Source organism: Thermococcus atlanticus (assembly GCF_054657855.1).
This window is the reverse complement of sequence record NZ_BAAHXX010000001.1, coordinates 1,496,879-1,518,594: the sequence shown is the minus strand read 5'-3', so window position 1 is coordinate 1,518,594 and position 21,716 is coordinate 1,496,879. Positions and strand designations below refer to the sequence as shown.

40 protein-coding genes and 2 tRNA genes are annotated in these 21,716 nt (G+C 48.4%); 34 read left to right on the top strand and 8 right to left on the bottom strand.

Annotated features, from left to right (window positions below):
• The first annotated feature begins 47 nt into the window (after positions 1-47).
• Positions 48-959 (top strand): hypothetical protein, encoded by a 912-nt coding sequence (locus ACYQ27_RS08175; protein ID WP_456453881.1) that lies wholly within the window; start codon positions 48-50, stop codon positions 957-959.
• 20 nt (positions 960-979) lie between these two features.
• Here the strand turns inward: ACYQ27_RS08175 and pyrG are convergent, their stop codons facing one another.
• From pyrG to ACYQ27_RS08150, 5 genes are all read right to left on the bottom strand, one after another.
• A complete protein-coding gene (pyrG, locus tag ACYQ27_RS08170) occupies positions 980-2,587 on the bottom strand; it encodes a glutamine hydrolyzing CTP synthase (protein ID WP_460041456.1) in 1,608 nt (535 codons plus the stop codon).
• A 402-nt stretch (positions 2,588-2,989) separates the two neighbouring features.
• Complete coding sequence (locus ACYQ27_RS08165) at positions 2,990-3,370, bottom strand: DUF555 domain-containing protein (RefSeq protein WP_456394672.1); 381 nt, start codon at positions 3,368-3,370, stop codon at positions 2,990-2,992.
• Positions 3,371-3,375: 5 nt separating this feature from the next.
• Positions 3,376-3,663 carry a DUF357 domain-containing protein gene (locus ACYQ27_RS08160; protein WP_460041455.1) on the bottom strand — a complete coding sequence of 96 codons (288 nt, stop codon included), beginning with the start codon at positions 3,661-3,663 and terminating at the stop codon, positions 3,376-3,378.
• A gap of 965 nt (positions 3,664-4,628) precedes the next feature.
• Positions 4,629-4,706 (bottom strand) — tRNA-Val (locus ACYQ27_RS08155).
• A 9-nt stretch (positions 4,707-4,715) separates the two neighbouring features.
• Positions 4,716-4,793, bottom strand: a tRNA-Ala gene (locus tag ACYQ27_RS08150).
• Positions 4,794-5,168: 375 nt separating this feature from the next.
• Between ACYQ27_RS08150 and ACYQ27_RS08145 the strand changes: the two genes are divergently transcribed.
• Positions 5,169-5,699 carry a hypothetical protein gene (locus tag ACYQ27_RS08145; protein ID WP_460041454.1) on the top strand — a complete coding sequence of 177 codons (531 nt, stop codon included), beginning with the start codon at positions 5,169-5,171 and terminating at the stop codon, positions 5,697-5,699.
• A 90-nt stretch (positions 5,700-5,789) separates the two neighbouring features.
• Here the strand turns inward: ACYQ27_RS08145 and ACYQ27_RS08140 are convergent, their stop codons facing one another.
• Positions 5,790-5,999 (bottom strand): hypothetical protein, encoded by a 210-nt coding sequence (locus ACYQ27_RS08140; RefSeq protein WP_460041453.1) that lies wholly within the window; start codon positions 5,997-5,999, stop codon positions 5,790-5,792.
• Positions 5,983-6,306 (bottom strand): hypothetical protein, encoded by a 324-nt coding sequence (locus tag ACYQ27_RS08135; RefSeq protein WP_460041452.1) that lies wholly within the window; start codon positions 6,304-6,306, stop codon positions 5,983-5,985. The genes ACYQ27_RS08140 and ACYQ27_RS08135 overlap by 17 nt, the downstream gene beginning before the upstream one ends.
• 131 nt (positions 6,307-6,437) lie before the next feature.
• On the opposite strand from ACYQ27_RS08135, the gene ACYQ27_RS08130 reads away from it, so the two are divergent.
• The 3 genes from ACYQ27_RS08130 to ACYQ27_RS08120 all read left to right on the top strand — a co-directional run bounded on the left by ACYQ27_RS08130 (position 6,438) and on the right by ACYQ27_RS08120 (position 7,418).
• Complete coding sequence (locus ACYQ27_RS08130; RefSeq protein WP_460041451.1) at positions 6,438-6,713, top strand: hypothetical protein; 276 nt, start codon at positions 6,438-6,440, stop codon at positions 6,711-6,713.
• Positions 6,706-6,903, top strand: a complete 198-nt coding sequence (locus ACYQ27_RS08125; protein WP_460041450.1) for a hypothetical protein — start codon at positions 6,706-6,708, stop codon at positions 6,901-6,903. The genes ACYQ27_RS08130 and ACYQ27_RS08125 overlap by 8 nt, the downstream gene beginning before the upstream one ends.
• A 350-nt stretch (positions 6,904-7,253) precedes the next feature.
• The gene (locus ACYQ27_RS08120; protein WP_460041449.1) at positions 7,254-7,418 is read left to right on the top strand and encodes a hypothetical protein; all 165 of its coding nucleotides are present in this window, start codon (positions 7,254-7,256) and stop codon (positions 7,416-7,418) included.
• 4 nt (positions 7,419-7,422) lie between these two features.
• Here ACYQ27_RS08120 and ACYQ27_RS08115 read toward each other — a convergent pair whose 3' ends face one another.
• A complete protein-coding gene (locus ACYQ27_RS08115) occupies positions 7,423-7,608 on the bottom strand; it encodes an AbrB/MazE/SpoVT family DNA-binding domain-containing protein (protein ID WP_460041448.1) in 186 nt (61 codons plus the stop codon).
• 161 nt (positions 7,609-7,769) lie between these two features.
• Here ACYQ27_RS08115 and ACYQ27_RS08110 point away from each other — a divergent pair, with 161 nt between their 5' ends.
• From ACYQ27_RS08110 to ACYQ27_RS07970, 29 genes are all read left to right on the top strand, one after another.
• Positions 7,770-7,958 carry a hypothetical protein gene (locus ACYQ27_RS08110; protein ID WP_460041447.1) on the top strand — a complete coding sequence of 63 codons (189 nt, stop codon included), beginning with the start codon at positions 7,770-7,772 and terminating at the stop codon, positions 7,956-7,958.
• Positions 7,955-8,134, top strand: a complete 180-nt coding sequence (locus tag ACYQ27_RS08105) for a hypothetical protein (protein WP_460041446.1) — start codon at positions 7,955-7,957, stop codon at positions 8,132-8,134. The genes ACYQ27_RS08110 and ACYQ27_RS08105 overlap by 4 nt, the downstream gene beginning before the upstream one ends.
• Positions 8,131-8,424, top strand: coding sequence for a hypothetical protein (locus ACYQ27_RS08100; RefSeq protein WP_460041445.1), 294 nt, complete (start codon positions 8,131-8,133; stop codon positions 8,422-8,424). The genes ACYQ27_RS08105 and ACYQ27_RS08100 overlap by 4 nt, the downstream gene beginning before the upstream one ends.
• Positions 8,421-8,588, top strand: a complete 168-nt coding sequence (locus ACYQ27_RS08095) for a hypothetical protein (protein WP_460041444.1) — start codon at positions 8,421-8,423, stop codon at positions 8,586-8,588. The genes ACYQ27_RS08100 and ACYQ27_RS08095 overlap by 4 nt, the downstream gene beginning before the upstream one ends.
• Positions 8,585-8,770 carry a hypothetical protein gene (locus ACYQ27_RS08090; protein WP_460041443.1) on the top strand — a complete coding sequence of 62 codons (186 nt, stop codon included), beginning with the start codon at positions 8,585-8,587 and terminating at the stop codon, positions 8,768-8,770. Before ACYQ27_RS08095 ends, ACYQ27_RS08090 begins: the two co-directional genes overlap by 4 nt.
• Positions 8,767-9,051: a hypothetical protein gene (locus ACYQ27_RS08085; RefSeq protein WP_460041442.1), complete on the top strand. Its 285-nt coding sequence runs from the start codon at positions 8,767-8,769 to the stop codon at positions 9,049-9,051. Before ACYQ27_RS08090 ends, ACYQ27_RS08085 begins: the two co-directional genes overlap by 4 nt.
• Positions 9,052-9,056: 5 nt before the next feature.
• Complete coding sequence (locus ACYQ27_RS08080; RefSeq protein ID WP_460041441.1) at positions 9,057-9,266, top strand: hypothetical protein; 210 nt, start codon at positions 9,057-9,059, stop codon at positions 9,264-9,266.
• Positions 9,267-9,278: 12 nt separating this feature from the next.
• On the top strand, positions 9,279-9,797 hold the full coding sequence (locus tag ACYQ27_RS08075) for a hypothetical protein (RefSeq protein ID WP_460041440.1): 519 nt from the start codon (positions 9,279-9,281) through the stop codon (positions 9,795-9,797).
• Positions 9,794-10,315 (top strand): hypothetical protein, encoded by a 522-nt coding sequence (locus tag ACYQ27_RS08070; protein ID WP_460041439.1) that lies wholly within the window; start codon positions 9,794-9,796, stop codon positions 10,313-10,315. Before ACYQ27_RS08075 ends, ACYQ27_RS08070 begins: the two co-directional genes overlap by 4 nt.
• A gap of 58 nt (positions 10,316-10,373) precedes the next feature.
• Positions 10,374-12,818, top strand: coding sequence for an AAA family ATPase (locus ACYQ27_RS08065; protein WP_460041438.1), 2,445 nt, complete (start codon positions 10,374-10,376; stop codon positions 12,816-12,818).
• 10 nt (positions 12,819-12,828) lie between these two features.
• The gene (locus ACYQ27_RS08060) at positions 12,829-12,975 is read left to right on the top strand and encodes a YlcI/YnfO family protein (protein ID WP_460041437.1); all 147 of its coding nucleotides are present in this window, start codon (positions 12,829-12,831) and stop codon (positions 12,973-12,975) included.
• A gap of 126 nt (positions 12,976-13,101) precedes the next feature.
• Positions 13,102-13,695, top strand: a complete 594-nt coding sequence (locus ACYQ27_RS08055) for a hypothetical protein (protein WP_460041436.1) — start codon at positions 13,102-13,104, stop codon at positions 13,693-13,695.
• Positions 13,696-13,699: 4 nt separating this feature from the next.
• Positions 13,700-14,020 carry a hypothetical protein gene (locus ACYQ27_RS08050; RefSeq protein WP_460041435.1) on the top strand — a complete coding sequence of 107 codons (321 nt, stop codon included), beginning with the start codon at positions 13,700-13,702 and terminating at the stop codon, positions 14,018-14,020.
• Positions 14,017-14,619, top strand: a complete 603-nt coding sequence (locus ACYQ27_RS08045; RefSeq protein ID WP_460041434.1) for a hypothetical protein — start codon at positions 14,017-14,019, stop codon at positions 14,617-14,619. Before ACYQ27_RS08050 ends, ACYQ27_RS08045 begins: the two co-directional genes overlap by 4 nt.
• A 4-nt stretch (positions 14,620-14,623) precedes the next feature.
• The gene (locus ACYQ27_RS08040) at positions 14,624-15,325 is read left to right on the top strand and encodes a helicase HerA domain-containing protein (RefSeq protein ID WP_460041433.1); all 702 of its coding nucleotides are present in this window, start codon (positions 14,624-14,626) and stop codon (positions 15,323-15,325) included.
• Positions 15,326-15,329: 4 nt separating this feature from the next.
• Positions 15,330-15,569 (top strand): hypothetical protein, encoded by a 240-nt coding sequence (locus tag ACYQ27_RS08035; protein ID WP_460041432.1) that lies wholly within the window; start codon positions 15,330-15,332, stop codon positions 15,567-15,569.
• A gap of 49 nt (positions 15,570-15,618) precedes the next feature.
• Positions 15,619-15,933: a hypothetical protein gene (locus ACYQ27_RS08030; protein ID WP_460041431.1), complete on the top strand. Its 315-nt coding sequence runs from the start codon at positions 15,619-15,621 to the stop codon at positions 15,931-15,933.
• Position 15,934: 1 nt separating this feature from the next.
• Positions 15,935-16,414, top strand: a complete 480-nt coding sequence (locus ACYQ27_RS08025; RefSeq protein ID WP_460041430.1) for a putative toxin-antitoxin system toxin component, PIN family — start codon at positions 15,935-15,937, stop codon at positions 16,412-16,414.
• Positions 16,415-16,419: 5 nt separating this feature from the next.
• Positions 16,420-16,572, top strand: coding sequence for a hypothetical protein (locus ACYQ27_RS08020; protein ID WP_456395060.1), 153 nt, complete (start codon positions 16,420-16,422; stop codon positions 16,570-16,572).
• Between the two features lie 229 nt (positions 16,573-16,801).
• The gene (locus ACYQ27_RS08015) at positions 16,802-17,722 is read left to right on the top strand and encodes a hypothetical protein (protein ID WP_460041429.1); all 921 of its coding nucleotides are present in this window, start codon (positions 16,802-16,804) and stop codon (positions 17,720-17,722) included.
• A 59-nt stretch (positions 17,723-17,781) separates the two neighbouring features.
• Entirely contained in the window at positions 17,782-18,264 is a 483-nt protein-coding gene (locus tag ACYQ27_RS08010) for a hypothetical protein (RefSeq protein ID WP_460041428.1), read from the top strand.
• A gap of 75 nt (positions 18,265-18,339) precedes the next feature.
• Entirely contained in the window at positions 18,340-18,684 is a 345-nt protein-coding gene (locus ACYQ27_RS08005; RefSeq protein WP_460041427.1) for a hypothetical protein, read from the top strand.
• A gap of 5 nt (positions 18,685-18,689) precedes the next feature.
• Positions 18,690-19,451: a hypothetical protein gene (locus tag ACYQ27_RS08000; protein WP_460041426.1), complete on the top strand. Its 762-nt coding sequence runs from the start codon at positions 18,690-18,692 to the stop codon at positions 19,449-19,451.
• 121 nt (positions 19,452-19,572) lie between these two features.
• Positions 19,573-19,776 (top strand): hypothetical protein, encoded by a 204-nt coding sequence (locus ACYQ27_RS07995; protein ID WP_460041425.1) that lies wholly within the window; start codon positions 19,573-19,575, stop codon positions 19,774-19,776.
• A complete protein-coding gene (locus tag ACYQ27_RS07990; RefSeq protein WP_456395066.1) occupies positions 19,773-20,036 on the top strand; it encodes a hypothetical protein in 264 nt (87 codons plus the stop codon). The genes ACYQ27_RS07995 and ACYQ27_RS07990 overlap by 4 nt, the downstream gene beginning before the upstream one ends.
• Complete coding sequence (locus ACYQ27_RS07985) at positions 20,033-20,254, top strand: hypothetical protein (RefSeq protein ID WP_460041424.1); 222 nt, start codon at positions 20,033-20,035, stop codon at positions 20,252-20,254. Before ACYQ27_RS07990 ends, ACYQ27_RS07985 begins: the two co-directional genes overlap by 4 nt.
• Positions 20,251-20,589, top strand: coding sequence for a hypothetical protein (locus ACYQ27_RS07980; RefSeq protein ID WP_460041423.1), 339 nt, complete (start codon positions 20,251-20,253; stop codon positions 20,587-20,589). The genes ACYQ27_RS07985 and ACYQ27_RS07980 overlap by 4 nt, the downstream gene beginning before the upstream one ends.
• 10 nt (positions 20,590-20,599) lie before the next feature.
• Positions 20,600-20,794, top strand: coding sequence for a hypothetical protein (locus ACYQ27_RS07975; RefSeq protein WP_460041422.1), 195 nt, complete (start codon positions 20,600-20,602; stop codon positions 20,792-20,794).
• Between the two features lie 19 nt (positions 20,795-20,813).
• Positions 20,814-21,713, top strand: coding sequence for a hypothetical protein (locus ACYQ27_RS07970; protein WP_460041421.1), 900 nt, complete (start codon positions 20,814-20,816; stop codon positions 21,711-21,713).
• Positions 21,714-21,716: the final 3 nt, after the last annotated feature.

Sequence of the window (21,716 nt, the reverse complement as noted above, 5' to 3'; positions counted from 1 at the left end):
AGTCTTCCGGGGAAGAGTTTTAAACAGTCGCATCCGAATTTAGAGTGGTGAAAAGCATGGGTGCTATAGATGCGTTTTCAAAAACGATAACAATGATGACCTCCCACAGGAACCTGATTCTGCTGATAATGGTATTCACCCTGATTCTTGCCCCAATCTCGACCTATCTCGTCGGAAATGCTCCAGAGCTCAGTCTGAACCAGACGCAGACAGCACAGAAGCAGGGAAATGTGATATTTGAGGAGCACGGCTCAACTTTCCCTGAGAAGGATATAGAAGCCCTGAAAAGCTATCTGCCGAGACTCCTTCTCTATGCCCTCCTTGTGAGCCTCCTGATGGCCGCAGTTCAGTATGCCGTTATCAAAGGGGCTCACATGGTCACCAGAGGGGAGGAATATTCCCTGAGAAGCCTGCTGTCTGAGGGTTTCCGGCACCTCCTTCAGGTCTTTGCTGTTAATTTAATCTTCGGGATAATTGCCGCCATCATAATATTCCTGCCGTTAATGCTCATCATAATTCCCGTTGCTGCGGGGGCTCTCTCTGGCACAGGAGGTGTGCTTCTCTTCGGCATCTTCCTGATCCTCATGGTTGAGTTTTTTGTTGCCCTCTTCATAATGGGCCTCCTTTCGATGACGGTGCCTCTCTATGTAGTCAAGGGCAACATCGGGGCAGCGTTTGAGGCCTTCGGTCTTGCATTCCGCAATATCCCCTCAACCCTTGGTTTTGGGGCCCTCCTGATTGTGGGAGTGCTCGTCATCAGCATGATAATGGCGCCTTTCTCCATGATGGCAGCTTTGATATCTCCCGGATGGCTGGGGATGCTGATTTCGGCCCTGCTGGAGGCCCCGTTCCAGGCGCTGATATATGCCCTGCTGTGGATAGGAGGGCTTGAATTTTATCTTGAGCTGGAAAAGAAGAAGGAAGAGGTTGATTTACTTCTCGATGAGTTCAGGTTCTGATTTTGGTTTTAATTTTAATCTTATCCTTTCTTAATCTCTGCCCTTTCTTTTGCAGCTTTTACCAGTCCCCTGAAGACAGGGGCGGGCTTCATCGGTCTAGATTTGAACTCGGGATGGAACTGGGTTGCTATGAAGTATCTGTTCTCTGGCAGTTCAAGGATTTCCATCCTCCTCCTATCGTCCCCAGAGATTCCGCTGAATACCAGCCCCGCATCCTCAAATTTCTCTATGAACTCTGGATTGACCTCCCATCTGTGCCTGTGTCTCTCATACACGAGCTCTTTACCGTAGACCTTTCTCGCGAGGGTGTCTGGCTTTATCTTCACCGGATATGCACCCAGACGCATTGTTCCTCCGAGGTGGTCAATTCCCTTCTGTTCGGGGAGCAGGTCAACAACGGGATAGGGCGTCTGGGGATTGATTTCGGTGGAGTGCGCTCCCTCCATGCCGAGGACATTTCTGGCAAACTCCACCACCGTAAGCTGGAATCCAAAGCAGATTCCGAGGAAGGGTATATCGTTTTCCCTCGCATACCTTATCGCCATCATTTTGCCCTCTGTTCCCCTGGCACCGAATCCTCCCGGGACTATAATGCCATCAACGCCCTCAATCAGCCCAACTCCGTGTTTCTCCACATCTTCAGCCTCAATCCACCGGATTTTAACCTTGACGCCGCTGGCAACGCTGGAATGCTTTAGGGCTTCCTTTATACTGAGGTAGGAATCCGCGAGCTTGACGTATTTGCCAACAACGGCTATCTCCACGGTTTCCGTGAGCGACCTGTACCTCTCCACCATCTCCCTCCAGGCATCCAGATCAGGCTCCTTCTCGCCGAGTCCAAGGCGTTTGGCCAGATACCTGCCCAGACCCTCCTTCTCAAGGAGCAGGGGGACTTCATAGGTATCCTCCACATCATAGGCGCTGATTACGGCTTCCTCAGGCACATTTGTGAAAAGGCTTATCTTTTTCCTCGCTCCCTCTTCAAGAGGGTCCTCCGAGCGGGCAACTATTGCATCGGGGAGAATGCCGAGAGAACGAAGTTCTTTAACGCTGTGCTGGGTCGGTTTGGTCTTCTGCTCTCCGACAACTTTAAGCTTCGGCACATAGGTCACGTGAACAAAAGCCACGTTATCCCTTCCCTCTTCAAGCTGCATCTGCCTTGCAGCCTCAAGGAAGGGCATGCTCTCAATGTCGCCGACCGTTCCACCGACCTCAACAATCACGACATCATAATCCGCCGCAATTTTCCTGATTCTCTCCTTTATCTCGTTGGTTATATGGGGTATTACCTGGACTGTTGCTCCGAGGTAATCCCCGCGCCTTTCCTTCTCGATAACAGCTGCATAAACCTTTCCTGTGGTTATATTGTGATCGAATGTCAGATTTGTATCGAGGAAGCGCTCGTAGTTTCCGAGGTCGAGGTCAACCTCTCCGCCGTCGTCGAGCACAAAGACCTCCCCGTGCTGATAGGGGTTCATGGTTCCTGCATCATAGTTCAGATACGGGTCTATTTTTATGTTGGTCGTCTTCAAGCCCCTTGATTTCATTAAAAGGCCGATTGAAGCACTTGTTATGCCCTTTCCCAGTCCGCTGAGCACACCACCTGTCACAAAGATGAACTTCCCCATGATAAAACCTCCCCGGGTTATAGTGGGATTTGGCTTGTGGGTGTTTAAAAGCTTTAGGCTTTAGGCTTTAGGCTTTAGGCTTTAGGCTTTAGGCTTTAGGCTTTAGGCTTTAGGCTTTAGGCTTTAGGCTTTAGGCTTTAGGCTTTAGGCTTTAGGCTTTAGGCTTTAGGCTTTAGGCTTTAGGCTTTAGGCTTTAGGCTTTAGGCTTTAGGCTTTAGGCTTTAGGCTTTAGGCTTTAGGCTTTAGGCTTTAGGCTTTAGGCTTTAGGCTTTAGGCTTTAGGCTTTAGGCTTTAGGCTCCAGGTTTAACCCTTAAGGATTTTGAATCAATCGCAGGGCCAGTACCTGTTAGCAATACAACCATTAAGGCATCATTAGGGTTATCAGGATTAAGAAGGGAAAATTATGCCCCGACGCCCTCCCCGTTCTCCTCTTCTGCAAGCTCCTTTATCTCAAAGACCTTGAGTGGAACCTTTTTCAGAGCCTTTCCAACAACCGCTTTCGCTATTCTCTCAGCATGCTCTATACTCTGGGCATTGTAAACCTTGATTGTGAGATATATCCCAACCAGCCCCACGCTGCCGATAACAAAAGCGCTTTCAAAATGCGCCCCGCAGACTGGGCACTGGGAGTAGCCTATTTCAACTCTCACAAAGTCGAGCTTTTCCTTATTTAACGCCTTTGCAACCTTTGAAACCGCAACGTTTATTGCATCCTCCGCGGTTTCGACATCTCTCACGATAATAGGTGCCTCCAGCACAACCACGTAGTTACTCTCCTCCATCCCCATCACCCGAAAGCAAACAGCCTGTTGTCTTCTCCTTTAAATACTCCCAAACGCACCCCGGCATCGATAAAGCCGTGTGCGTAGTTCAGTGCAGCGAAAGCCGTGACGTAATCACCTTTTTCATAGTAGTATCTGGCATCCCGGAAGTAGCTCTCTGCCATGGTTAAAAAGTCTTTTGCCGTAGAATAAAGGAGGCTTTTTTCATGGACGGCAATTTTTAGGGTCTTGAGGGCCTCTTCGGTTATTTTAAAATACTTTTGGAGCTTTTCTTCGCTTATCTCCCGCTCCACCGGTCTCGCCTCAGCCTAAGCTGGAGAATTTCTTTTATAAAACTTTTTATAGAATCCCGCCCGGCGGGAGAACGATTGCATCCAAGGGGGCCACAAACTTGAGTGAAACTTTGCCCACAGCCTTTGGGTAAGGCTGGTGAAAATGCCCTTCTTACCCAACGGGCAAAAGTCAGTTGTGCACTCATCAAATGGCGGCTTTGGGAGGGGTTTAACCTTAAACGTTTAACGTTAAAACAAGCATTTTTCAAGCGGTTCCAACTTTACCTTTGGCGCCCGAAGGACGCCTTCTGGGAGGGAAACACTCACCAAGCAAGCTTTGCCTGCGCAAAGTTTGACCAAAAGTTTAAACCCCTGCAAAAAGGAAAACCGACCCTTAGAAATGCACCTCCCCTTCCGCCATCCCTTGGGGACGTTCGAACGATAGTGAGAACGGCGCTGGAAGCTTTTGGAAAAAGCTTCGCCAAAAGTTAGTAGTTCTTCGTAGGATGCTAAGAGGGAGGGATTTTTACTACACTGTGTTCATTCTCCTGTGAGAACATGTCGGGAATAAGCCTTAAAGTAGGTTTGCTTTTTTCTTGACGCCTGAAGGGCGTTGGTTTTAAAGTTAAACTCACACTCAAAGAGCAATTTGAAAAGTTCTCACAATTAAAATGGCTGTCTATAAGAAAATCCCCAGAGTTTCAGCCTTTGAAAAGGAGCTACTCACTTTGATGGAACTTTTGTTTGGCAAACAATCTTTTGGAAAAAAAGTTTGCATGCCTTTTAAAATTGTAAGTTTAACGGGGGTTTAATTAAGTGAGTGGGTCAATTTAGAAGGTTTCGTTTTTCTTTTAACGCTCGAAGGGCGTTATTTTCACAGTGAAACACTACAAGACTACGATTTGTTGAATAAACCCAACCTAAGAACAATGCACTTAAAGGGGCATGCAAACCTTGATCAAACTTCGCGCAGGCGAAGTTTGTACTGGTGGGCCCGCGGGGATTCGAACCCCGGACCTCCACCTTGTCAGGGTGGCGTCATAACCAGTCTAGACCACGGGCCCGCCCAGGGATGGTGGACCGGCCGGGATTTGAACCCGGGGCCTCCGCCTTGCCAAGGCGGCGCTCATACCAGGCTGAGCTACCGGCCCGCCTAATTGCCGAACCACAACTTCCAACGGCCTTGAATCAAGATCCAAAGCCACACGAAGCAGGCTTTCAACCACACGGCTCACGTTAGGCCATCTTTCCTTAGCGAGTGCATACACATGTGGATCCAGAGTGATATGCACCGTCCGCCGGAACCTGCGAGGCTTCCGCTTTTTCCCCACAGCACTTCCCCGTGTGGCCACACCCGGCGATTCTTCAGCCACCGCCAACATAACCACCCCAACTGACCTTATAAACTTTACGCTTAAAAACATTTGCAGCTCTTAGAAAAAAGCTTTTGGAAAAGTTTCTACCAGCAATAAACCGAAAACCAGAAATAACACAAAAACCAACAAAAAACCAAGTGGTGAGGAAAAATGACAGACATTACCACCATCATAATAACCTCCTTAGCAAGTGCAGGAATCGGCGGACTAATCACATACTACTTCACAACCCACTCCAAACTCTATGAAATAAGCGAAAAAATAGGAGAAAACAAAAAAGCAATCGAAAACTTTCAAAGAGACATAAAAAGACTTGAAGATACAATAAACGAAAAATTTGAAGATGCCGCATATGGAATAACAAACCTCCTCAAAATACTTTTAGAAAAAGCCGTACTCTCCGCCAGAGACATCATTAACACTTTTGGCCTAGAATACCTAACCCGCTACAAAAGAAAACTCTCAAACCCAAACCCATCAAGAGAGGAAAGATTCAAAGAACTCATTGAAAAAGCCAGAAAAGGAACAATAACCAGAAAAGAAGCCGAAGAACTCCAGAAACTCCTCGAAGAACAGAAAGCCAAACACGAAAAAGAAGGAGACATAGAAGGCTTATTCCTTGTTCTCGGCTTACTACTTGCCATCGCCTACATCCTCAAAACACTAACCGAGAAAAAATAAATCACACCACACCATCAAAAAATAGGAGAACCACCACAAAAACCTAACCCAAGAAAAACAAAAATCACAACTTAACCGTATCAGCCACGCTCATTTTGAACCCTTGGCAAGCATATACCCCAACAGCATTCCAACAGCCATGAGAGCCAATAACTTCAAGTCAGGATCCATCCCCTCCTTCTTCTCAAGGAGATACTTCAACCTCTGAAGCTCAACAGGTGTTAAACTCTCAGGACCATAATACCTCAACTTGTTCATTAGCTCCTTGAACTCTTTCTCCTCTTCAGGAGTCAGAGCCATTCCCTGCACCTCCACTCCTTTCAACAACTTCCTTATAGGCAGATGAGACAACGTCTTGAGAGAGCTTTGAACCTAAAATAACAGACCTCAACGCCAGCAACTCATTATAATTCCTGTCAATATGAGCACTCAGCTCCCTTCTCACACTATCCACCTCCCGCTCAATCTTCTTATCCAGATCCCTCCTTAAATCATCAAGCCGAGCATTAAAACTATCCAGCCTTTCATTGAGGCTATTGTTCATCTGCCAGAGGCCAAAAAACACTGCAACAACGCTGACAAACACCGCTGCCGTGCCAACGTCCATACCACCACCATCAAAAAATAGGAGAACCACCACAAAAACTTAACCCAAGAAAAACAAAAATCACGACTTAGCCGTATTCGCCACAAAATTTAATATCCTCAGCCATCCATACTCATTGGAGGGTTTTTCACGTGACGGCATCACCAAAAACTCACGTGGAAAAATCTGAAGAGACTCTAAAAACCAACATAAAAAACGGTGTTAAACTAATATTTACGGTTGCCTTAGGCACAATCCTATCAAAATACAACTATCTATCCCCTTACATAACAATCGAGACCATAGCCTTTGCAGGCCTAGGAACCGGAGTCGGCCTCACATTCTGGTACGTCCGACAACTCGGTAAAGACATAACACAAATAAGAAAAGACATAGAACACATAAAGGAGCTGATGAAAAATGACTAACAAAAGGAGGGTGGTAAAAACGACCGGAAGCGGAGCATTTGCAGGCCTCATCATAGGTGGAAGCATCGGCCTCTTACTCGGACCCGGAGGCGTAATCTTAGGAGGACTAATCGGCGCAATCCTCGGCGACGAGTACGAGAAAAAACAACTCGAAGAAGAACAACGCAAAAAACAAACCAAACCCGACTAAAAAAGAAAATCACGACTTAGCCGTATCCGCCACAATCTTCTTAACGCTGTGAAAAAAGAAGTCAAGATTTCTTGGACTTAGACTTCTTAATGGCCTCGGCAGGAGTCCTCCTATGATTCCATAATAACTGCCACATGAGTTTATATAGTTGGTACTCCTCAATTTTGTACATGACATAATGCCACAGGCAAATCCGTTTGATATAAATGTCAACTTTTCTTGAAACTTCTATTCCAATTTTTATCCCAATCGCAAACAGTATCAGTGCAAGCGCATATATAAAAAGCGTTACTGCATTCATATTTGAAACTCATCACAAAGTATTTAACTATTTTTTGGTAGCTGTCTACATGTCATATGCTTGGTGGATATTACTCTTACAAGCACTAATCGGAGGCATTGTTGCAGGGATCGTGTTATATACTCTCCAGGTAATTTGGGAGATACGAAGAGATTATCTAATTTTAAAAGATAAAATTGAAAAGTTGGAGAAACAGCTAAACAACAAAAAATGATACCTTACTTACTTTTACGAGCCTTCTTGGCTGACTTAGGGACTTTAATGACCTCTTTTATCGTGATTCTAACAAAGTCTCCGTCTTCAATATTCAACAAATCCCTTATATCCTTCGGTATAACAATCCTTCCATTGGCACTAACTCTTCCAACGATCTCCACATCGTCCACTTTCGCCACTATCACCACCTAAGGCATTTTGTCATTTTTGACATAAATACCTAACGGTTTTGTAATAATGACATAAATGTCATATTGACTTATTCGACATTGACGACATTTTTACCACAACAGTTATTAGCAATGACATTAATGTCATTTTTGGCAAATTTGTCACGTGGTGATCCGCCATGAAGGTAGTGTCCATCTACGACCTCCGTAAGCTTCCCTTGCGGGAGGCTTTGAGAAGGCTTAGGGAGGCCGACTGGGTGCTGGACGAGGGTGCCATGTTCGTGCCGTCTGAAGAATTCTCCCGAATTCTCCAGAATTCTGGTTCAGTGCATAAGAAGGTTGCACACCAACATAAGGTGGTGAGATGATGGCTACGATCTGGTACAAGGAAATGAGGAGCAAAGAAGAGAGGAGAGAAATCTACAGGAAGCTAAGAGAACTTGGTTACCATCCAGAAATTGCGAGACGGCTTAGAGACTGGAGCGAGAGCCATATCGAGCTTTTCATTCGTTCAAACCCACCTCAAAGGAGGGATGATGCATGAGCTGGCTCGTTATTGAGGACTCAAAGAGCGGGACCGTCAACCTCTACAACATCGACAACATCACGGCCATCCACCTCGACACCAAACTCGGTGAGCACATCATCAAAATCTGGACGGTGGATGACCCAAACCAGCCGTGGGAGGAAACAATCGACGGCCTTGAGGAATTCGAGAAGCTGATAAACATCCTCCCGGTTTCAGAACGGCTCGGCTGGATTTACATCAGGGACGGCAGGGTTGAGGAATGGAGGGGAAAGCTGAAACTCCTGAGCGAGGAGGGTGGAGAATGAAGAGAGTAACAAAGTACTGGGATCATGAAATCTTTGAGGACGAGGAGTTCTGGATCATCAAAGGACCCATCATCAATGATATGCTGCCTTGGGAGTTCTTCCCAGATCTCACAGATGTGCTGTCATTCATTGATGATATTCTTAGTGGGGAGTGTGGAGAATGACCAGGCGAGGCCGTCCTCCCGTGATGAAGCCGTGGCTGCTGACCATCAACAAGAACAGGAGGTTTGTTATTTTCGCAAAGACTGAAGAAGAGGCCAGGGAAAAAGCCAGATTTATCGTCAAACAGAGCTTTCCTTTTTCTCGTTTTTCAGTCCGCAGGTACTACGGGAGGGTTGGAGGATGAAGGCTTACGGTTTTTTTGAGATCCGCGATGAAGGGAAACAGCTGGTCTTTGAAGAGATTGTCATAGAGGCCGGGAGCTGGGAAGAGGCAAAAAGAGCATATGAACAGTGGCTTCTCAAAACTTATCTCGAGAAGAAAGCGTGGAAGATGCCAGGAGACGGCCACGCGGAGGTCATGGACATCAGCCTCGCTCCAAAAAGAGCACACAGGATGAAGTCCGTCAAGGCAGCCGAGCTGCTCAAGCCAATTCCTAATGAGATAATCAAGGCAGCACTGAGGTGAAAGCCATGCCGCTCCTAATCACCTACTTCAAACTCAGCCGGCTGAAGGAATTCAGCCAGGCTTTAGAGAAGGTCGATGAACTCAGGGTTCTGATTCCGGTGGAAGTGGCGAACATTGAGCTGGAGGATGAGAAGATTAAGCTTGTGCTTCACATCCCGGCCAGCTCCCTAACCCTCGTGAAGAGAGCCTTCCCGGAGGCAGTAGTACTCAGTTAGGGAGGGTTCAAAATGCCGATTAAGATTAAAGACGCTGCCATGTTAAGAGTAAAACAAATTCAAGAACTGGTTACCTCTATGTCCAAAGTGCTCAACTTCCTCTTGAATCATCCAGACGAGGCTTATACAATCAACGAACTTGCAAGAGAGCTTAGAATGAGAGACCTGCTTACAGCACGAGCGATTGGAGCCATGAAAGCTCTCGGGATAATCGATGCAATTGAAATCAAGGGTCGGAGCTACTTTTACATTAGTCCTGAAGCATATAGTAAGATCTCTCTTCCTCTGGAACTCACAGAAACCACAAAACCTCACCTATCCCCCGAGATAGTGCAACGCAGGAGGGAGCTGACTGAAAAACTCCAGAGAAGAGGACTAAGCCGTGAAGAGGCTGAGGAGTTGATAACAATACTCGAATTTGAAATCCAACTGGCAATTGAGGAAAACGAATGGGGAGCAGTCATAGCTGCACTCATGCTCAAAGCACTCACAAAGATGGCAATTCTCAATGACGAAGGTGATTCATCATGACCGAAGGCGACAGGCGAAACCTCATAACCACCCGCCAAGAGCTCCGGCGCGTGAGGAGGCAGACGGTTTCAGCCATCATCAACCAGCTCCACGGCTTCGATGCTCACGGGGAGTTCTCAGACCTCCTCGAGGAGGTAAAGAGAAAGTATGGAGTAACGCGCATCGGCCTCTTTGACATTGATTTAATCCTCTGGGACTTCAAGAACGGCCTGCCGTTGGCTCTCCTTGAGGTCAAGAGCAGATACCAGCTCAGTGAAAGCGACGGCTACGCAGTCTTCGATGAACCGCAGTACACGTTCCTTGAGGACCTCAGCTTCTACCTCGGCGTTCCCGCTTACTACATCGTGAAGACCAGGGTCAAGTGGCTCGTCTGGAGGGTCGAGAAAGGCCTGGCCGTCAGGCGGGAATTAACGGACGGCCGGAAGGTTGTCCTCCTCCCGCTGGAGAAGGCTCAGCGGTTCTCATCGTACGGAATGGTCGAGCACTTCATTAAAAAAGAGCTCTTAGGGAGGCGGTGAGGTTGGCCATTTCTTTTCTTTGCAAAAATTTTACACTTTTCCCGCGAGGTGAGCGAGAATGAGTGAAAGAGATAAGGTTATGGAGCAAAATGTTCCGGAGTTCCATGGCGAGAAAATAACCAAAGAAAGCGAGATAAGTGTTCCAAACCACATGGAACTGAGTGGAACACTGGAATCTTCCTCGGAACAGTTTGGAGCAATTCTTAGTATAATCCAAAAGGCCTTTAACTTGGGGAGACCCCGTGATGCTTTACCTTACTATGTTCTCTGGAGGCATGGTAGGATATCATTGGCCAAGCTTAAGGAGCTGATGGAGCAGTATAACTCAAGCCTTGGCTATTCTTCAAGTTCTCTCAGGGTTGCTTTGTCCCTGCTGAGAAAGGATAAATCTCACGTCCTCGAGGTTCGTGATAAGGAGCTCGGCATAACGTACTATGAGTTGAAGCCGGAGGCTGTGGAGGAAATTCTTAATGTCCTGCAGGTTGAGGCTAGGCTGAGGGAGCTGGAGGAGGAGAAGGCTAAGAGCCTTGAGGATTTGAGGGTTTTGGCAGGGAAGTTTTTCAGGGAGTTCTACAGGGACAGGGTTTCTGAGGCTTTAATGACGTCTAAGGATAGTTTCGTTGTTGTGGACTGGTTGGAGCTTAATGCTGTTCTTCCGCAGCTGGCTGAGGCTGTCATGGAAAGGCCGGTTGAGGCTTTGCGTGCTTTCAATGATGCTCTCCGGCGGTTCATTGAGGAGGATCTTATGGTTGAGGTCAGGAGGGAGTGGTCTGTGCATTTTTCCAATCTTCTGGATAAGCTTCGGCCGGCTGATGTTCGTGCGGAGCATGTTGGCAGGATGGTTGAGGTGAAAGGTCTGGTGACTGGGGTGAGTAATGTCAGGTCTTTCTACAGGAAGGCGGTGTTTGTGTGTCTTGATTGCGGTGAGGAGATGGTGAGGGTTCAGCGTCCTCTCAGGCCGCTGGTGAGGCCGAAGAAGTGCGAGGCGTGTGGCTCGAGGAATGTTGAGCTGATGGAGGAGCTGAGTGATAAACTGGACTTCCAGTTTTTCAAGGTTCAGGATTCGCCTGAGGATCTGGAGGGTGGAGAGCCTCAGGAGAAGCTGGCTTATGTGATTGGTCCGCAGGCCGGTCTCCTGAAGGGGGGTATGAGGGTCAGGCTTACGGCGATTATCAGGGAGCGGGTGTACAAGAAGGATGACCTGCCGATTTATGAGCGGGTTCTGGATGTGAATCACATTGAGTTTCTTGACCGGGCCATGTCGGTGGAGGAGTTGAGCGAGGAGGATCTGCAGCGGGTGGGGAACCTGGTGAGGGTGTATGGGGATGAGCTGCCGTTCGTGGTGGCCTCGTCAATTGCACCGGATCTTTATGGTCTTGAGAGAGAAAAGTTAGGAGCTGCTGTCTCGATTGTTGGGGGTGTTCCAACGCAGGCGAAGCCTCGTGGTCATGTGCATGTTCTTTACATTGGGGATCCGGGGTGCGGGAAGACCGAGCTTCTGCGTGCTGTGGAGAGGGTTGCTCCGAAGGCAATTTTTACTTCCGGTCCTGGTGCAAGTGGGGTTGGTTTAACGGCAACGGTGAGAAGGAATGAGGTGAGTAAGGGGGACTGGATGATTGTTGGAGGTGCTCTTGTGCTGGCGAGCGGTGGTGTCTGTCTCATTGATGAGCTGGATAAGATGAAGGAGGATGAGAGAAAGGCTCTGCACACTGCGTTGGAGCAGCAGATTATCCCGGTGAACAAGGCCGGGATTAACGTGGTGTTGAGAATTGACACGACGGTGATGGCGACGGCCAACCCGAAGGGTGGAAAGTTCGACAGGAACAGGACTGTGGTGGAGCAGATTGATTTTCCGCCAACGCTCCTCAACCGTTTTGACCTGGCATTTGTTGTTCTGGATGATTATCAGGAGGGTGATGATGTCCTAGACTATGTGATGAGTGTGAATGATGCTGGCGCCGCAGGACCTATTCCGGAGGATCTGCTGAGGAAGTTTTTTGTCTATGCGCGCAGCCTGAAGCCGAGGTTCTCGGCCGAGGCGAGAGGAGCTATTAAGGCCGGCTTCAAGGAGCTGAGGCGGAAGTACAGCGGGGGGAAGGTTGCGCTCAACCTGCGTTATTTTAATGGATTGATGAGGATTGCTGAGGCTTTTGCGAAGCTTCGGCTGAGTGAGACTGTTGAGGCTGTGGATGTCAAGCGTGCGGTTGAGCTGTTCGAGTCGTCCATTAGGGCCATTGCCTATGACCCTGAGAAGGATGATTATGATCTGACCATCATTGAGGTTGGTCTTCCGAGCGAGGTCCTGGACCTGAGGGAGAGGATGATTGATCTGTTGAGGGAGCTTTCGTCGCTGTTCCCGAATGGAGTCCCGTGGGATGCTGTGGTTCAGTCGCTGACTGACAGGGGTTATCCGAAGGAGAAGGTGGTTGAGGTCCTGCGGGATCTTGAGATGATGGGGAAGATAACAGAGACTGAAAACCGGAGGTATAAGCTGAATGCGTGAGGTGAGTGAGATGAGGACTAAGACCGTTTCCGCGAGGGTTCCGGTTGAGTTCTATGAGAGGGTTAGGCGTGAGGCTGAGAGGAGAGGCGTGAGCGTGAGCGACTTGGTGAGGAAGGCTTTGGAGAAAGAGCTCAGGCCGTGGTGGAGGTTCTGGTGAACCGGGAGATTTCTCCCGGTTCTTCACATTTCTGGTTCAGTGCTTAAATAGTTCGGGAGCGAGGGTGAAATTGGGGGATTCACCCAAAATCCCCCGGTGAATTTTGGTGAAATCAGGTGAAGGGTGGTGAGACTTGTGGAGGACGCGAGCGGGAGAAGGCTTTACGTGTGTATGAGATGCGGGAACAAGTTTTGGAGCCGGGCTAAAAAGCCTCAGTGTTCTGTCTGCCGTTCTAAGCGTGTTGTGCCATACGAGGAGTTTCTGAAGCTTCCACAGGAAGAGCAGGAGCGGATTCTCGGGAAGAGGCGCGAGGCAAAAAAGGAGGAGCCGGCCAAGGAGGTTACTGCAGAGGTTGAGAAGAGTGGAAACGAGGTGAAGAGAGAGGAAGGGGAAAGGGTGAATCCGGTTGAAAACCGTGAGGTCGAGGTGAAGCGGGAGGAATCCCGGAAAGTCTCCCATGCTCACCAGGGAGACAAGCCGGGTGAAAAGGTGAAGGGTGAAAGGGTGAAGAGCCTTAAGGTCCCTCTGCCGAGGCTGAGCTGGAAGGCTTACGCCATCATTGGAGGCCTGGCCTTTGCCTACTACCTGTATAAGGTCGGCTGGTTTGATGAGATGTGGAGGCAGTTGAGGAACCTCGGTGCGGTGAAGGACCTGCCGGATGATGAGCAGGCCAATCCGTTTTTGGAGCGGGCGAGGAGGAACATAGCTGGGGGAAGGTGAGATGATGAACCTCAAGCTTTTGACGACGGCTTTTACTCATCCGATGCTGAGCGCTCGGTTGAGCAAGATATGGGGTTACCTCAGTGAAGTTAAGGCCGTCCTCGATGAGGACCTCAAGGCCATCGAGGAGAAGATTACCGGGAAGTATGGCGAAGATGTGGATAAGGAAACTGCAGAGAAGGCCGGCCAGGAGTACATCATCGAGGCGCTGAAGCTGGTCAAGGGTGCAACCGTGAAGGAGATTAAGGGGAGGAAGACGCTGATAATGCTTCTCGGCGAGAGGAGAAAGGTTAGGGTAACCGTCATCTACGAGGTGGTAGAATGAGTGATGAAACCATTCCTGAGAGCAAGGACGTGACTGAGGAGCTTATTGTTTCGCCGGAGCTTGAGCGCGAGCTGGAGGAAGAGATTAAGGAGCTGGGGAAGGTCGAGATTGAAGAGGCCGAGGAGGAGCCAGCGGAGAGGCGTTTAATGAGCGAGGAGGAGTTCATGAGGAACATTGACGAGTACCGCGAGAGAATGCATGGCTTAACGATACTAATTGATTCCCTCATGTCCATGCTGGTGAAGAAGGCTCGGCAGGCGGGCGCGGAGGTTGATACGGAGCTTTGGGATGAGGTTGCAAAGCCGAGCCTGAACGTGTTCTTCTGGTACGAGGAGCTGGTTGAGGGTCAGGCCATCACGATGAGTCCCAGACTGCTCGGCTTAGTCGGCCTCGGTGCGACGGTAATCTATGCAAGGATGGTCTGGAAGGCTTACAAGGAGGCCACCAAGTCAAAGGCCAGGAAAGCGGCCGAGGAAAAGGAGGAAAGGAAGAAGGCGGAGGAGCAGGCCAGGGAGGAAAAGAGGGAGGAGATGGTCGAGCGGGTTAGAGTGAAGACCGAGCTGATGGAGAGGGTTCAGGCGAACATCGCGGCGGGGTGATTTCGTGGGGATCCTTGACGTGGATTTACCTCCCTGGTCCATTGACCTTATTTATGGGAACACTGGCTCGGGGAAGAGTTATTTCGCCGGCTGGCTGGTGGAGCAGGCGTGGGAGAAGGGGAGAAGGTTCATCGTTCTCGATACCAAGGTCAAGAACCACCTCGGCCTTGTTGCACTGAGAGGGGTGAAGCTGCTTAAGATCAAGCCTGGTGCGAGGTATGATTTCTCAAGGGTCGTCAGGATTGATCAGCTGGTCGTGGTTCCCACGAGAGGGACCATCAGCCGGCTGGGAGTTAAAGGCCTGGTCGATCGCTACTACAAGCCAATCCTGGACGAGCTGTTCAGGCGGGATAAGGACAGGATTATCATCGTTGAGGAGGCTCACCGATACAACCCTTCGAGCAGGACACCTGGAGAGGAGCTGGAGCAGCTGTTCCGTGAGGGGAGGGATGCGAGGATTTATACCGTGGCGATTACCCAGTCCATCGCGGACTTTCCTAAGCTGCTCTTCCGCCAGGCGCAGAGGCACTTCATCTTTCAGCATTACGTGCCGAACGATATTTTCTACCTCAAGAAGATGATTCCCGGCTTTGAGGAGATGAATGCGAGGTTGAGGAGGCACGACCTGGTCGAGTTCATTCCCCCTGATGAGAGCCGTATCATAAAGCGTGAGCTGGTCCTGAGGATGACGAGGCATTACGGGTGATAGCATGGCGAGGCTGTACCTTTATGATGATAAGCGTTCGATTTTTCATTCTATCCTCGGCTTTGCTTCGGCCTTTCTCCTCGTTTATGGCCTGCTGGTGCTGGTCATCTTCACGGTCTATGAGGTCCGTGAGAAGGAAGCTCCAGTGGCGACGGTTGGTGATGTGGTGGAGTTCCTCATCGGATATGTTGCTGGTCTGGCCGTGGTTGTATGGATTGCGTTAGGCTTTTATAATACGCCGTAGAAGGTGAAAACGGGGAAAGGTTATGGCGTCTGATGTGAGAGCTATTGAAATGATGCTGAAAACCGATGAGAAGGCCAGGCGTTCTATTAGTGCGTGGATTGTTCAGCTTGCTAAAAAGATTCATGAGAAGCCGGAGGATGTAGTGTGGTTTTTCGAGATGCATCAGCGGATGAGAGAAATTGAAGAGAAGGCCAAGAGAATCAGTGATGAGGAGCTGGAGCGGTGGGAGCGAGAGATAGAGAGGGAACTGGAGAATTCTGAGCCGGTTAAGCAGAGTCTTGAAACATTGATAAAAATCGGAGAAAGGAGTTTTAGGAAGTTCAAGCGCATAGAGGTGAAGCTGAAGGAGCTGGGAGTTGTCTGAGATGTCCGGTAGAATCAGGGTTGTTTTAGACACTTCAGTTCTAATCAGTGCACTGAAAACTAAAAACCCAAAACTTTCCCCGGCGTGGAGGATCTTAAAGGCTTTGAGAACTGGGAACATCACTAATTTTATCTCAAAGGAAATCTCCAAGGAGATGCAAGAGAAGGTACTCAGTATCGGGGATGAAATTGGGAGACCGAACATTGCGGATTATATTCTCACCCTTGTGTTGAGCAGGAGCGTCTTTGTTAGGCCTCGCAGGAGGTTCTCCAGCGATCCGGAGTTTCTTAAAAAACTCGGAGACCCAAACGATGCCAAGTTCTTTGATGTTGCATATGCCAGGAAGGTGGAGTATCTCATCTCAGAAAACACGAGACATATTGTCCAAATGCGGGATGAAACAACTAAAACTTATCGTTTTGACGGGAGAAAGGTTAAAATCCTGAGAGCCGGAGAGTTTATGAGAGAAGTTTTGAGGTGAGGCCGGTGGGGGTTTACCTTGACCGCGAGGCGATGGAGATTCTGGATAAGGTGAGAGAGAAGCTGGCGAGGGAGCTTGGAGTGAGCGTGAAGCACATCTCACCGAGCATGGTGGTGAAGTACCTCTACAACCAGGTGAAGCGGGAGAGTTCTTCCTGATTCTCCCGTTCCGGTCGGTTTCTTCCTATTTCTGGTTCATAGCTTAAATATCAAAAGCGCTCTATTCTTTACGAGGCTTCTCAGCCTCAAAACGGGATGATGAGGTGAGCGGGATGGACTGGAAGGAGATCTTTACCGGCGACTTCCTCGTGAACACCATAAGCGTGGTTGTTGGACTCGTGATCTATGACAAGTTTGTTAAGAAATACATAAAGTGAGGGTGATAAGGATGGTTCAGAAAATGAAGGAGACCCTTGATGAGAAGATTACCCTCACCCAGAAGCGCATTGACCTGCCGAGGAACGGGGTGATCGATAAGATATCACTCCTCTTCAACCTGACGCTGAGCAACTCCGACACGGCCAACGCCGCCACCGTCAGCATGGAGGACATCCTCAAGGCTATCGAGGAGATAAGGGTTGTGGGGGATGCGAACGATATTAAGTACAGTCTGAACGGTCTCGATCTGGCCATTATGAACTACTATGATACAGCCGCAAAGAGTGTTAAGCCGACTGATAGTATAAGCGTCCCTGCAGGCGGGAGTGCTAACGTTAGCTTTCTCCTGGTTCTCAGCGAGGGTGAGATTCATGCATTGGCAAAAGAGCAGCTGAACCTCAGCATAAGCTTCAACAAGAGCGTCACCGACAACGTCAGCATAAGCGACGCAAGCGTTACCGTTACCCTGGACAAGAAGGTGTTTGAGGATGCAAACGAGTGGGTTGCCTACTACGGCGGCATCTTCGTTGAGCCGAAGGTCTGGACGATGGAGAAGAGCTTTGCAACGCTTAACGAGCTGGCCGATTTAATGCCTATCCCGGTCGGTTCGATTTCTCTCAGGGGGTTCCTCATAATCACTGACTCAACCGGAGCGAGAGCTAACATCGTTGACAAGTACGCGATAATCCAGACCCGGCCGAGGAGAACCGAGCTGATGAAGGTTGACTGGCAGACCGGCCAGGAGCTTGATAAGGTGGAGTACATCCTCGACTCTCCGCTGACAGGAGTTACGGTCATTGACTACGACAAAGAACTCATACCCGGAGGCTTTGACCTCCGTGATGCTGAGAGCGGACTCTTTAAGCTTGCACTAAAGACGAGCGCTGCTGGAAAGATCAGATACCTCAGTCACGAGCTGGTTATCCTTTGACCTCTTTTCTTTCCTTAAATCAGTCTGCTGAAATCAGCGGCTAAAATCAGGTGGTGAGAATGGCTTCAAAGGAGGATTTGGAGCATTTTAAGAGGTTCATTGAGAATTATCGCAGGAGCAAAACGGTTGGTGCGGCTGGAGAGAAATGGAAGGAGGCTCAGCTGCGGAGGTATGAGTCTTACCTTAAGAGGGGGGAGGTGCCTCCGGAGCTTCTGAGGGTCTGGCACAGGAAGCCTGAGCCTAAGCCGATACCGGTTAGAGGACGCTTAATTCCGGTCATGAAGCCTGTAAGACTCATACATGCCAAAAGAAAACCTGAAAAGGTGACTCCCCCGGAGTACACTCACAGGAGGTACTCTGGCAGGGTTATCGCAGGAGCGGTTCCGGGAGCGGTGCTGCTGAAGCGAGCTAACAGGAACCTCCATCCTTACTCCATATCAAAACAGTACTCCACATCAAAACATGCTTCGGGGTCAGCAGGTAGGGTATGGCCTCTTCTCGTCGGTGGACTGGTGATTTTGTATCTGCTTTTCAGGAGGTGATGTTATGGCTTACAGGAGGAAGAGGAAGGGAAGCCGGAAGAGGAGGAAAAGCCGGAGGAAGAAGAGCAGAAGAAGGTGATTGGCATGCCTTTATCGTTATCTCAGGTTGTTAAGATTTTGAACAGTCGTCTCAACCACACCATGTTGATTATATACAAAAATGGTAGAGAACAAAAAATGAAGGGTTCTGAGCTGAAACAGAAACTTATGACAGGTAAGATAAAGCTTGATGAGCTAAAGGATATACAGGATTTAAACATTTTAGAGAGAAGATTTAAACCAATGCCAGCACCCAAAATAATAACTAAAAAATATGGCGGACCGATGTATTCTCCCTACAACAATTCTTTTAAACCATTAAAGCTTCTTACAGGACTTGCAGTCTTAATCGTAATTCTAAAGGTCTTGAGGAAGAGGTGATTGGCATGCTGCCAGCTGTCGTGGCTTACAGGGAAAGGGGGAACATTGCAAAGCTTGCAGTTTATGGTATTGCAGGGATTGCAGTTGCTTATTTTGGATACAAGATTTATAAACAGGTTAAACGCTTTGGTGGGAGTTTGGAGGCTGTGATATCTGGAGTTGAGGAGAGCATTTCAGGAGTTAAGGAAAGCATTGATGAAATCAGACAGTATGGATTTTTCAGGCCATTAACACCTCACGATACTCTTGGGATTCTTGAGAAGAGAGCTTCAAAAAATCCGAGCAAGCCGTATTATGTTGAGGAGAGCATTTACAAGGCAATGCTTGAAGAGGCGCGGAAAGAAGGCAGGAGCCTGCCAAAGAACGTTAAGCCTACAGTAAGCGTTCCAACAAATAAGGATTACAAAGAGGCCATGGAGAAATCAGGGAGACAGTACTTTGATAGCAAGTTCGGACTGGATATTGGAGAGTACAGGACTGCACTTGAAAAAACAAAGAGGGAACATGAAGTGGGATTAAAGGGATTAAAAGAAGGCTCGAAGGAGTGGAACAGGATTGTGAAGACTGAAGCCGAAAGATGGAGTGCCATCGCAAGAAAATACGTGAAAATGCCGGGTTCCACCGCAAATCCGATGCCAAAGAAGGTTCTCCTTGAGAAGCTTAGACGGATTGGCGGGAGTGCGGCTGCAAGGGGAATGCTGGTTAAACCTAAACCTGTGTTTAAGTATCAGCCGCTTCCAATCAGGAGGAGCAGATTTTCTGTTTGAGGGGTGAGGGGTGATTCCATGAAGCTCGACAGCGAGGTCATCTTTGAGGCCTTCATCCTCTTTATTTTATGGCTTGGCTTCCAGATAACATTCGCCAGATTCATGAGGAGGGTGAAGTAAAATGATGACTCCTGAGGAGGTTATGGTCTCGCTGGGAGGGACGTTCTTCGTCTTTTTCATAGGTTTGTTATCCAGGATCAGAGCAAATGAGGCCATGCTAAACGACGTCCTTGACAGAATGTCAAAGAGTGAAAAGAGGCTGTTTGACCACGAAGAGAGGCTCAGCAGGCTTGAAGGAAGGTTTAATGGAGTGATGAGGAAATGAGCCGGAGAATATACCTCGGGAAGCGCGTGAAGGACACGGGAAAGAAAGGCCTGGACAGCCTCAGAGAGGTCAGGGACATCTGCGAGGCCATCATCAGAGACTACATGCGGCACAGGATCCCATACAGGACAGCCATGAGGCGCTTGGTCTTCCTCCGCACGACCGTGATAAAGCGTAGCAAGAACCTCGCCGGGAAGAAGAGGAAGGCCTATGCAATAGTTAGAAAGTACGAGGAGAAATTGAGGAGGATGAAGAAATGAGCGGCGTGAATCTCATAGACTTTACCCTGCCGCTTCCAGCTGGAGCGGGGATAGGCAGTGCCGGGGAAAAACAACCGGAAAAAATTGTCCTCCCTAAACGGCTCCCAAAGAGGCAGGAACAGGAAGTGTCTAAGGTAAAACGGGACTGGCTGAAGGTTCTCGCTGCACTTCTCGGTGTCATCCTTTTAGCAAAACTCTTTGGGAGGTTGAGAAAATGAGTGAGATGAACGTTAATGCCTACTTTGAGCCGGCTGATAATGTTTTCGTTGAATTAGACGCCAGCAAAACAAAAGAGCCGGTGAAATTCGGGACTAAGGTCAGGATCTGCGCCATAACGGTAAGCCACGGCAACGATGATTATGTTATCGTGAGTTTAAAGAAGCCGGAAGACATGAGGCCGTTCTGGAAGAATAAGTTCTATAAAGGGTTGAATGGCCAGGTGTTCATCCAGCCGATTCCAAAACTGCCGCTGCAGGAGGTTGAAGTTGTGATTGAGCCAAAGGAAGGAACTAACTTAACCGACAAAGTGATCGTGAATCTGAGCTACATTTGAGGTGAGGAAAATGCTGCAGCTGAGGGGAATTGGTGGAGGGAAGATTTCAGATTTTAAACTGTTGTTAATCGCTGATAGGAGTCAGGCAGACCTGCAAAGCCAGTCCCTCTTGGATTTAGCATTGAAGCAGAATGCAGACCTGCAAAGCCAAGGATTGATAGTATTATCTGGAAGATGCTCAACACGGTTTGAGTTTAGTGTATGAGAGTATGTGGGGTGGTGAAATGCCGAGTTCAACTACAGATTTAAGTGTTAATGTTGCAAAAAAGCTGTATATTGATAGATATGGGATTTCAACCCTGACGGATTTTAACACTCTATTATATGCACGTTTTAGGAATCAATCCCCTCAGTTGGTTTACATCAGAGCGGTTATTGAGGACGCGAATGGTAACTGGACTTTTGATGATGGGACTACAACTGAAGATCTTGGTAGCGTGCCGGAATTTGGAACCACAGATAAATATATGACATTAAAGAGGAGTGTTCCAACAGCTGATGTTGAAGAAAGTTTTAGAGTAAAATTCGAGTTCTATAAAGATGCTTCATACACCCAGAAGATTGATGAGATTACAGAGAACATAGAGGCCAATATCATTGATTTCAGAAACTCCACAGAATGGGCAACAGACCTGGCTGACTTTGAAGATGGAACTGAGCAGGGGTGGACTCTTAATCTGTTTAACATAACACAGGATGCTTCAATCGAAGCAGGAGGTTACTCTGCATACTATCTGCTAAACAACACCAAGGAGACCGTGCATCCAAGCATAAAAAAGACCATCTCAATTCCTTCCACTGCCGCAAAAGCGGGACTACTGTTCTACTGGGGAGCATCATTGAGTGATACATACGGAAAAACGACAGTGAAAATGGAATATGTTAGAGTCTATATCAACGGGAAAAAAGTTTATGAGGATTACGTGAATAAAGCGGTTGCTCATGATCATCCTGGAGTGCCAAATCATGCGAGGCTTGGATGGTATCAAGCAAGCATTGATTTAACTCCATGGAAAGGTCAGAATGTGGAAGTGAAAATTGAGTTTGAAATGTGGATCGACTGGATACACTCTGGAATTTACATAGCCTCTGCGATTGATGACGTGATGATTGTTTCAAAGTGAATT

What these genes read in the sequence shown, in the direction of transcription:
- ACYQ27_RS08045 (WP_460041434.1), top strand. Translation starts at nt 14,017, where the DNA reads ATGAGTGATGAAACCATTCCTGAGAGCAAGGACGTGACTGAGGAGCTT.
- pyrG (WP_460041456.1), bottom strand. Translation starts at nt 2,587, where the DNA reads ATGGGGAAGTTCATCTTTGTGACAGGTGGTGTGCTCAGCGGACTGGGA.
- ACYQ27_RS08060 (WP_460041437.1), top strand. Translation starts at nt 12,829, where the DNA reads ATGAGGACTAAGACCGTTTCCGCGAGGGTTCCGGTTGAGTTCTATGAG.
- ACYQ27_RS07975 (WP_460041422.1), top strand. Translation starts at nt 20,600, where the DNA reads ATGCTGCAGCTGAGGGGAATTGGTGGAGGGAAGATTTCAGATTTTAAA.
- ACYQ27_RS08100 (WP_460041445.1), top strand. Translation starts at nt 8,131, where the DNA reads ATGAGCTGGCTCGTTATTGAGGACTCAAAGAGCGGGACCGTCAACCTC.
- ACYQ27_RS07990 (WP_456395066.1), top strand. Translation starts at nt 19,773, where the DNA reads ATGAGCCGGAGAATATACCTCGGGAAGCGCGTGAAGGACACGGGAAAG.
- ACYQ27_RS08070 (WP_460041439.1), top strand. Translation starts at nt 9,794, where the DNA reads ATGACCGAAGGCGACAGGCGAAACCTCATAACCACCCGCCAAGAGCTC.
- ACYQ27_RS08080 (WP_460041441.1), top strand. Translation starts at nt 9,057, where the DNA reads ATGCCGCTCCTAATCACCTACTTCAAACTCAGCCGGCTGAAGGAATTC.
- ACYQ27_RS08000 (WP_460041426.1), top strand. Translation starts at nt 18,690, where the DNA reads ATGCTGCCAGCTGTCGTGGCTTACAGGGAAAGGGGGAACATTGCAAAG.
- ACYQ27_RS08105 (WP_460041446.1), top strand. Translation starts at nt 7,955, where the DNA reads ATGATGGCTACGATCTGGTACAAGGAAATGAGGAGCAAAGAAGAGAGG.
- ACYQ27_RS08110 (WP_460041447.1), top strand. Translation starts at nt 7,770, where the DNA reads ATGAAGGTAGTGTCCATCTACGACCTCCGTAAGCTTCCCTTGCGGGAG.
- ACYQ27_RS08090 (WP_460041443.1), top strand. Translation starts at nt 8,585, where the DNA reads ATGACCAGGCGAGGCCGTCCTCCCGTGATGAAGCCGTGGCTGCTGACC.
- ACYQ27_RS08165 (WP_456394672.1), bottom strand. Translation starts at nt 3,370, where the DNA reads ATGGAGGAGAGTAACTACGTGGTTGTGCTGGAGGCACCTATTATCGTG.
- ACYQ27_RS08145 (WP_460041454.1), top strand. Translation starts at nt 5,169, where the DNA reads ATGACAGACATTACCACCATCATAATAACCTCCTTAGCAAGTGCAGGA.
- ACYQ27_RS08125 (WP_460041450.1), top strand. Translation starts at nt 6,706, where the DNA reads ATGACTAACAAAAGGAGGGTGGTAAAAACGACCGGAAGCGGAGCATTT.
- ACYQ27_RS07985 (WP_460041424.1), top strand. Translation starts at nt 20,033, where the DNA reads ATGAGCGGCGTGAATCTCATAGACTTTACCCTGCCGCTTCCAGCTGGA.
- ACYQ27_RS08085 (WP_460041442.1), top strand. Translation starts at nt 8,767, where the DNA reads ATGAAGGCTTACGGTTTTTTTGAGATCCGCGATGAAGGGAAACAGCTG.
- ACYQ27_RS08140 (WP_460041453.1), bottom strand. Translation starts at nt 5,999, where the DNA reads ATGGCTCTGACTCCTGAAGAGGAGAAAGAGTTCAAGGAGCTAATGAAC.
- ACYQ27_RS08135 (WP_460041452.1), bottom strand. Translation starts at nt 6,306, where the DNA reads ATGGACGTTGGCACGGCAGCGGTGTTTGTCAGCGTTGTTGCAGTGTTT.
- ACYQ27_RS07995 (WP_460041425.1), top strand. Translation starts at nt 19,573, where the DNA reads ATGATGACTCCTGAGGAGGTTATGGTCTCGCTGGGAGGGACGTTCTTC.
- ACYQ27_RS07980 (WP_460041423.1), top strand. Translation starts at nt 20,251, where the DNA reads ATGAGTGAGATGAACGTTAATGCCTACTTTGAGCCGGCTGATAATGTT.
- ACYQ27_RS08050 (WP_460041435.1), top strand. Translation starts at nt 13,700, where the DNA reads ATGAACCTCAAGCTTTTGACGACGGCTTTTACTCATCCGATGCTGAGC.
- ACYQ27_RS08120 (WP_460041449.1), top strand. Translation starts at nt 7,254, where the DNA reads ATGTCATATGCTTGGTGGATATTACTCTTACAAGCACTAATCGGAGGC.
- ACYQ27_RS08010 (WP_460041428.1), top strand. Translation starts at nt 17,782, where the DNA reads ATGGCTTCAAAGGAGGATTTGGAGCATTTTAAGAGGTTCATTGAGAAT.
- ACYQ27_RS08025 (WP_460041430.1), top strand. Translation starts at nt 15,935, where the DNA reads ATGTCCGGTAGAATCAGGGTTGTTTTAGACACTTCAGTTCTAATCAGT.
- ACYQ27_RS08095 (WP_460041444.1), top strand. Translation starts at nt 8,421, where the DNA reads ATGAAGAGAGTAACAAAGTACTGGGATCATGAAATCTTTGAGGACGAG.
- ACYQ27_RS08030 (WP_460041431.1), top strand. Translation starts at nt 15,619, where the DNA reads ATGATGCTGAAAACCGATGAGAAGGCCAGGCGTTCTATTAGTGCGTGG.
- ACYQ27_RS08075 (WP_460041440.1), top strand. Translation starts at nt 9,279, where the DNA reads ATGCCGATTAAGATTAAAGACGCTGCCATGTTAAGAGTAAAACAAATT.
- ACYQ27_RS08065 (WP_460041438.1), top strand. Translation starts at nt 10,374, where the DNA reads ATGAGTGAAAGAGATAAGGTTATGGAGCAAAATGTTCCGGAGTTCCAT.
- ACYQ27_RS07970 (WP_460041421.1), top strand. Translation starts at nt 20,814, where the DNA reads ATGCCGAGTTCAACTACAGATTTAAGTGTTAATGTTGCAAAAAAGCTG.
- ACYQ27_RS08015 (WP_460041429.1), top strand. Translation starts at nt 16,802, where the DNA reads ATGGTTCAGAAAATGAAGGAGACCCTTGATGAGAAGATTACCCTCACC.
- ACYQ27_RS08035 (WP_460041432.1), top strand. Translation starts at nt 15,330, where the DNA reads ATGGCGAGGCTGTACCTTTATGATGATAAGCGTTCGATTTTTCATTCT.